This window comes from Priestia sp. YIM B13490 (assembly GCF_042787735.1).
Lineage (GTDB): Bacteria > Bacillota > Bacilli > Bacillales > Bacillaceae_H > Priestia > Priestia megaterium.
This window is the reverse complement of sequence record NZ_JBHZOT010000037.1, coordinates 1-5815: the sequence shown is the minus strand read 5'-3', so window position 1 is coordinate 5815 and position 5815 is coordinate 1. Positions and strand designations below refer to the sequence as shown.

At 34.3% G+C, this 5815-nt stretch carries 9 protein-coding genes; 5 read left to right on the top strand and 4 right to left on the bottom strand.

Translation table 11 applies throughout. The annotated features are described in order from the left end of the window. Nucleotides 1–247 (top strand): DUF3967 domain-containing protein (locus tag ACFX4R_RS29360; RefSeq protein WP_377571735.1); only part of this gene is annotated, 247 nt, incomplete at its 5' end. Nucleotides 248–888: 641 nt separating this feature from the next. Here ACFX4R_RS29360 and ACFX4R_RS29355 read toward each other — a convergent pair. The 4 genes from ACFX4R_RS29355 to ACFX4R_RS29340 all read right to left on the bottom strand — a co-directional run bounded on the left by ACFX4R_RS29355 (nucleotide 889) and on the right by ACFX4R_RS29340 (nucleotide 3014). After that, nucleotides 889–1068 carry a hypothetical protein gene (locus ACFX4R_RS29355; protein ID WP_377571733.1) on the bottom strand — a complete coding sequence of 60 codons (180 nt, stop codon included), beginning with the start codon at nucleotides 1066–1068 and terminating at the stop codon, nucleotides 889–891. 16 nt (nucleotides 1069–1084) lie between these two features. Next, nucleotides 1085–1669, bottom strand: coding sequence for an ATP-dependent Clp endopeptidase proteolytic subunit ClpP (gene clpP / locus ACFX4R_RS29350; RefSeq protein ID WP_138117586.1), 585 nt, complete (start codon nucleotides 1667–1669; stop codon nucleotides 1085–1087). Nucleotides 1670–2099: 430 nt separating this feature from the next. Next, on the bottom strand, nucleotides 2100–2528 hold the full coding sequence (locus ACFX4R_RS29345; protein ID WP_239429369.1) for a MerR family transcriptional regulator: 429 nt from the start codon (nucleotides 2526–2528) through the stop codon (nucleotides 2100–2102). A 261-nt stretch (nucleotides 2529–2789) separates the two neighbouring features. Then, entirely contained in the window at nucleotides 2790–3014 is a 225-nt protein-coding gene (locus ACFX4R_RS29340) for a helix-turn-helix domain-containing protein (RefSeq protein ID WP_182030891.1), read from the bottom strand. A 162-nt stretch (nucleotides 3015–3176) separates the two neighbouring features. Between ACFX4R_RS29340 and ACFX4R_RS29335 the strand changes: the two genes are divergently transcribed. The 4 genes from ACFX4R_RS29335 to ACFX4R_RS29320 all read left to right on the top strand — a co-directional run. After that, nucleotides 3177–3551, top strand: coding sequence for a helix-turn-helix transcriptional regulator (locus ACFX4R_RS29335; protein WP_263033444.1), 375 nt, complete (start codon nucleotides 3177–3179; stop codon nucleotides 3549–3551). Between the two features lie 267 nt (nucleotides 3552–3818). Further along, nucleotides 3819–4082, top strand: a complete 264-nt coding sequence (locus ACFX4R_RS29330) for a ribbon-helix-helix protein, CopG family (RefSeq protein ID WP_012209751.1) — start codon at nucleotides 3819–3821, stop codon at nucleotides 4080–4082. 456 nt (nucleotides 4083–4538) lie between these two features. Beyond that, nucleotides 4539–5435: a replication protein gene (locus ACFX4R_RS29325; RefSeq protein WP_377571729.1), complete on the top strand. Its 897-nt coding sequence runs from the start codon at nucleotides 4539–4541 to the stop codon at nucleotides 5433–5435. Nucleotides 5436–5484: 49 nt separating this feature from the next. After that, nucleotides 5485–5815, top strand: a 331-nt coding sequence (locus ACFX4R_RS29320) for a hypothetical protein (protein ID WP_377571727.1), incomplete at its 3' end; no start/stop codon positions are given.

The window sequence follows — 5815 nt, the reverse complement described above, 5'->3', positions numbered from 1 at the left end:
CGTTCTCGTAGAACGGGAACAGGAACAAGCAGCCCCCGTTCCTGTCGAGCAAGCACAACCAATGTTCACCTTAGAGGACATGCGGAACATTGTACGTGAAGAGCTAGAGGAACAAGTTAAAGCGCGTGAGAACGAACGAGATAAAGCGCTAATGGGTGTCATGCGTGAATTACAGGATGTAAAAAAAATGATAGCTGCCTCTCAAGAGGTAAGTAAAAAAAAATGGTGGGAGTTTTGGAAATCCTAATTTTTTAGCGATCTTTAGTGCAACCTAATTTAATACATCCGGATCAACCTCAATGAAGTATTATCAACAACACATAATAAATTATTTCATAATACAAAGAAGAAGTTTTATTAAAAAATGACACCTTCAAGGTGTATCTTTTTTTGTATCATGGTATATAGCATATAATATTTCCTCTTTATGCCCGTTATATAGGCAACTACAAAGGTTTCTTAAAGATAAGCTTAAGCAGGATATAATTTTCAAGATTGTTATTGGTAGATACTATAAATTACGTTAGTAATTATGTAGCTATCAATAACTTTTTATCTTCTACTCCTTCTCCTATTTAATGAGCGAGTCGGGGTCTCATAAGAAGCATATGCATAAAAAGGCTTCTTTTCATGCAAGAACTGTTATTTGAAAACGGGCGAAAACGTTGGCAAATCAACGATGTATAAAATCATGTATAAACGATAAATTTGAAAAGCGAACGAGCCCTTGTGTATCAAGGACTCGTTTTTTTGATGTCTTCCGGAAAGAGTGATTATGTTAACTGGATTTGTATATAGCATACATCGATAAGATAAAAAAAGACCCTGAATTATATTCAGGGTTCTCTTTCATTTACCTATATTAATAAGTTGGAAGGAACTAAACAGTTATTGTGTTTCTTCATCATTTTTTAAAAGGAAAACAGATGTAATTGTACCGTCTATAAACTCTGCTTTTGCTTTTTGTTTAGCTTCTTCAATTGTTAAAGCGTCATACTGTCTATAGTACGTAACATTACGCTTTGGATCTAAAACTTCGACAGAATATAATCTATTTTCTTCACTCATCGTTTTTCCCCCTTAATTAAGGTTGCTTAATTAAGATACGATCAATAAGACCGTAATCTACTGCTTCCTGTGCTTGCATAAAATTATCTCGGTCCGTATCGTTAGAAATTTCTTCTACACTTTTTCCTGTTCGTTCGGCTAATATTCCATTAAGGTGTTCTCTCATACGCAAAATTCTTTTTGCACTAATTTCGATATCAGAAGCCTGTCCTCTGGCACCACCTAATGGTTGATGAATCATAATTTCACTATTACCGAGTGCAAAACGTTTTCCTTTAACACCACCAGCTAATAAAAAAGCTCCCATAGAAGCTGCTAGTCCTATACACAGTGTGCTGACATCTGCTCTTATGTGTTGCATTGTATCGTAAATAGCCATTCCTGCGGTGATAGATCCCCCTGGAGAATTTATATAAATACTAATATCTTTTTCAGGGTCATCTGCATCAAGGAATAATAATTGAGATATAACACTATTGGCGACTTGATCAGTGATTTCACCTGTTAACATAATAATTCTATCTTTGAGTAAACGAGAGTAAATATCATAAGATCGTTCGCCACGGCTTGTTTGCTCCACTACATATGGGATTAAGTTCATTCTTTGTCCTCCTGTACTTAACTTTAAATCATCTTTCCTTACTAATTCATTTACAAGGTTTGTTACCTCTTTATTAAGAGGTATTTCATATACTTCGTTCTCATCAACTAGGGGAATATCTATTGATTGCTGTATAGATTTTTTAATTCGATCACTTCCCTCAAAGTGAACAGAAACAGATAAAGTTTCTACTAATTCTGGATTAAATGTTTCCGTGTTTAATTCAAAAAGAATAGATTCCTTTTGAATTAAACGATTTACTATTAAATCTCCCTCCTCATTCTCCTTTAGTTGATTAAAATTGAAGCCTTTAGAACAATAAGGAGAATGATGTATTTCAATTTTATGAACATATTTCCTTTCATTCCATTGGAGATGAAGTAGTACATAGTTAAGCCCTTCTTCATTCTCCATTTTTTCTTTTGCTAACTTAATTTCCATTATGATTGTCTCCATTGGGAAAGAGTTGTGAAACTGATTGAATAACCTTTTGTTTCATAGATGGAGAAAGGTTTGTATCCAACGTTATAGCTACACTGTTATTTATTAGATGAGTTTCTTGATGAAGGACATTCTCAGAGTTGATAAACTCTAATTGATGAGCTACACGTTCAATATCTTCAAAGGAAAGATCTTTTAATACATTATGAATATTGCCTAACGTCTCTCCAGTTCTTGTAAGTGTAAGAATGGCTTTACCATATATTAAATGTTTATCTGTATAGACACGCTTGTTTCCAACAAGCTCTAAGGGAGGGAGTAAACTTAACTGTGTATAGTAACGAATTGTGCGTAATTTAAGAGTAGGATCGTACTCTTGAAGCATTTCAGTTAACTCGTTTGCTGTGTATATATTCATATAAACCTCCTTTACATTAAAATGTTATAGTTACACTTTACTGTCACACACTTATCTTACTATTTATTCCATATAATTTCAATTAATATCCAAAATAAAAACCATTCTTTAAAAGAATGGTTTTTATTTATACCGTTTCCTAGAAAATTTGCTTTCTTAGGGCTTTTTATTTCCGATAAGCTGTTTTATGTTAACTAGAAAGAAATATATAAACATATACATAGCACTTTTTATTGATTAGAAAGCTGAGCACTAATGTACTCAGCTTTCTTTATCGTTATTTTCAATTAGCGTAAACAAATCGTCCAACGTTACATTAAAATACATCATCAATTTAGCTAGTAAACTGGCTGGTATTCGTCTGTTATTCATATCACGGTTGTTCGCCAAATCGTTTATTGTATCGCGTCTTTCATTGATTTCTTCAGATAATTTCCTTACAGAAATGTCTTGCTCTTCTAAATATTTTTTTAGATGACATTGCAATTTTACGTTCTCCAAAATTGACCTCCTTCTCAAAAGAATTCAATATTTTATTGACCTTTTATTATGTAAGATGCTATATTTATGTTAACAATATGACTCGTTTAACGTGTCATTAAATGAATTGTTTATTCCATTCATTTTAACATATGGGAGCTGATTCAAATGGAAAAAGCTGAAAAATTGTTAATGGGGATCGAAAATGTTTTAGGCATGGCTAGTGAACTTTTTGACGAGGTAGCACGTTTGAAACAAGTCGAAGAGGAATGTAAAACACTAAAAGAAAAATTGTTTATGAGTCAATTTACTCGCTCAGAAAAAGAAGTTTTTGAACTCGCACTTGATGGACTTTCGTCTTCAAAAATGGCAGAATGGTTGTTCAAAGAACGGAGCACAATTTCACAACAACGCAAAGACATCTGCAAAAAATTAGGCGTTAAAAATATCAAAGAAGCAGTACAACAATTTCAAAACCTTCACCAAGAACCGCAACAAGAAATCCACCAAGAATCACCACAAAAACTCGTAAACATTTCATGAAAAATGAAAAAAGCATATCGACAGCAGGTGCCCACGAGGGGACTTAACCACCTAAATAGTTGAAAAAATGGAACATTTTTAGGAGATTGAGGGGGCATTGTAAACGTTTTCAGTGTACCCACTGGAAAAAATCGTGGTATCACGGTTAAGCTAGGCTCTGCCTAGCCTAGCACAGTATGTGATAGCAAAAACCCCTTATGCTCTTCCTTCCGAAAAAATAACGAATTAATTTCCAGTTACTATTTTTTTAAAAAAGGAGTTGGTTTTTTGGATATTATTATTCGCAATATTGGTAAAGAATACGTCAAAGCAATTGATGAAAAAGCGAAGGCATTGAACATGTCTCGCAATGAATTCTTAAACAGATATTTAATTGGATACGCACATCATCGGGAAGCACTTGGGAGGGAAGACCGACTGGAAAAGTTTCTTAATGAAACACAACAGCAAATGTTAGCTTTCACAATGCTAATGGATATGATGACAGATACTTTACGAGAATTAAGTGGATTGGACGATGATGAATCGTAATCATATGACTGTCATAAATGACGGTCTTTTTATTTAAGGGTCTTCTGAAACACGAGGTAATACAGCAAACGCAAGAAAGTCGCCTGTATTTGATTTTTAATGTACTGGAATATAAAACTATTACATTATCATTAAAAACGTCATATAAGGCGATCTGGAAGGCCATTTTGCCGATTATGTTTCAATCAGAAAGTTGCGTTCGATTTCGGACAGATATTTTGAATATTTATATTCAACTGTTAACTAAAACTGTCTGCAAATTAATCAATGTCTCTAGTAAAATTCCGATTTTATACCCACTCCTATTTTCATCAATAGGACATGATATAATAAAAAAAGAACGGAGATTGAGGCCTCCGTTCTCTTGGGTGTACTTGTTACAATAGTACGTTTATTTGGTTACGTATATTATAGCAAGTACTCCAACAAAAAATCAATCGTTGGAGGAATTTAGAAATGAATGGAATTATAAAAACAATAAAAACAACACAATATGCTCAGATACATAACGCGCCCTTACAAACGGACCTGGAGGACTTGCGGTCTATCGGTCTATTAAGTCACATTATGAGCTTAGGTGAAGGTTGGACGATTAGGAAGACCCAGTTACAAAACAAATTTTCTCGTAGAAATGTAGACGCTGCTTGGAAAGAATTAGCTATTAAACAATACGCTGTCGGCTTTAGCGCATATGTTGACGGAAAAAAAGATTATTTTTACGCCGTGTCAGATATTCCGATTTCACAAGCTAATTTCGAATTACTGGTCATTGAACAAATAAATCTCTTACAATCGCAAGGTAAAAACGTCATGACGTTAAGCGTGATGCAACATTCGCCACTTGAAATCACTGAAAAAATGTCTGATGTACAGAACGTACATCAGACACAAAATAAGCAAATTTCTTCTGATGTACGTTCTGTACAACACAGTGTGTACAACACAGAACGTACACCTATAAATAAAAAAGAAACAAATGAAAAATTAATAAATAAAAAAATTAGTAGTAGTCCGCGTGATTTTATTGATGATAAATTACGAGAGAAGTATAACAATGTACCTTTCGACGAAGTAAAAAATGAAATGCTTAACGACACTGTAATCGTTGATACGGATAAGCAATATAAATCACTATTAGAATACCGTCTTAAACATTGGAAACCGAAGCAAACTAAAAGGAAACGTGTAATACGTAATGTACGTGAAGAAATGGTTCCAAAGTGGCTACAAACGAATGATGAAAATGCGGTAGCAAAAGATCTTTCAGTGAACAATGATTTTGAAGCCGAAAAGGAAAAAATAAAGGAAGAGCTAATGCAATTAGAAGCAGAATTAAAAGCAGGTAATCGTTAATAAATATTGAATTACACCTAGAAAAGCGAGAGCGAACGAGGTGAAGAACGTGTCAGAAAACGAACGTGCATATTGGAATCACGAAGTAGCTGAGCAACTTGACATAGGTACAAGCACATTAAGAAAATGGTGCTTAGAATTGGAAGAGAACGAGTACGTGTTCACTAAAGGCGAACAAGAAAGCCGAGCTTTTTTAAAACGTGATATTGATGTTTTAATGCACATGAAAAATGAAATACGCAATAAGAAAAAGTCACTCAAAGATGGGGCTAAAATCGCTTTAGAAAAGGCAAGAACGGGGGTCGTTCTCGTAGAACGGGAACAGGAACAAGCAGCCCCCGTTCCTGTCGAGCAAGCACAACCAATGTTCACCTTAGAGG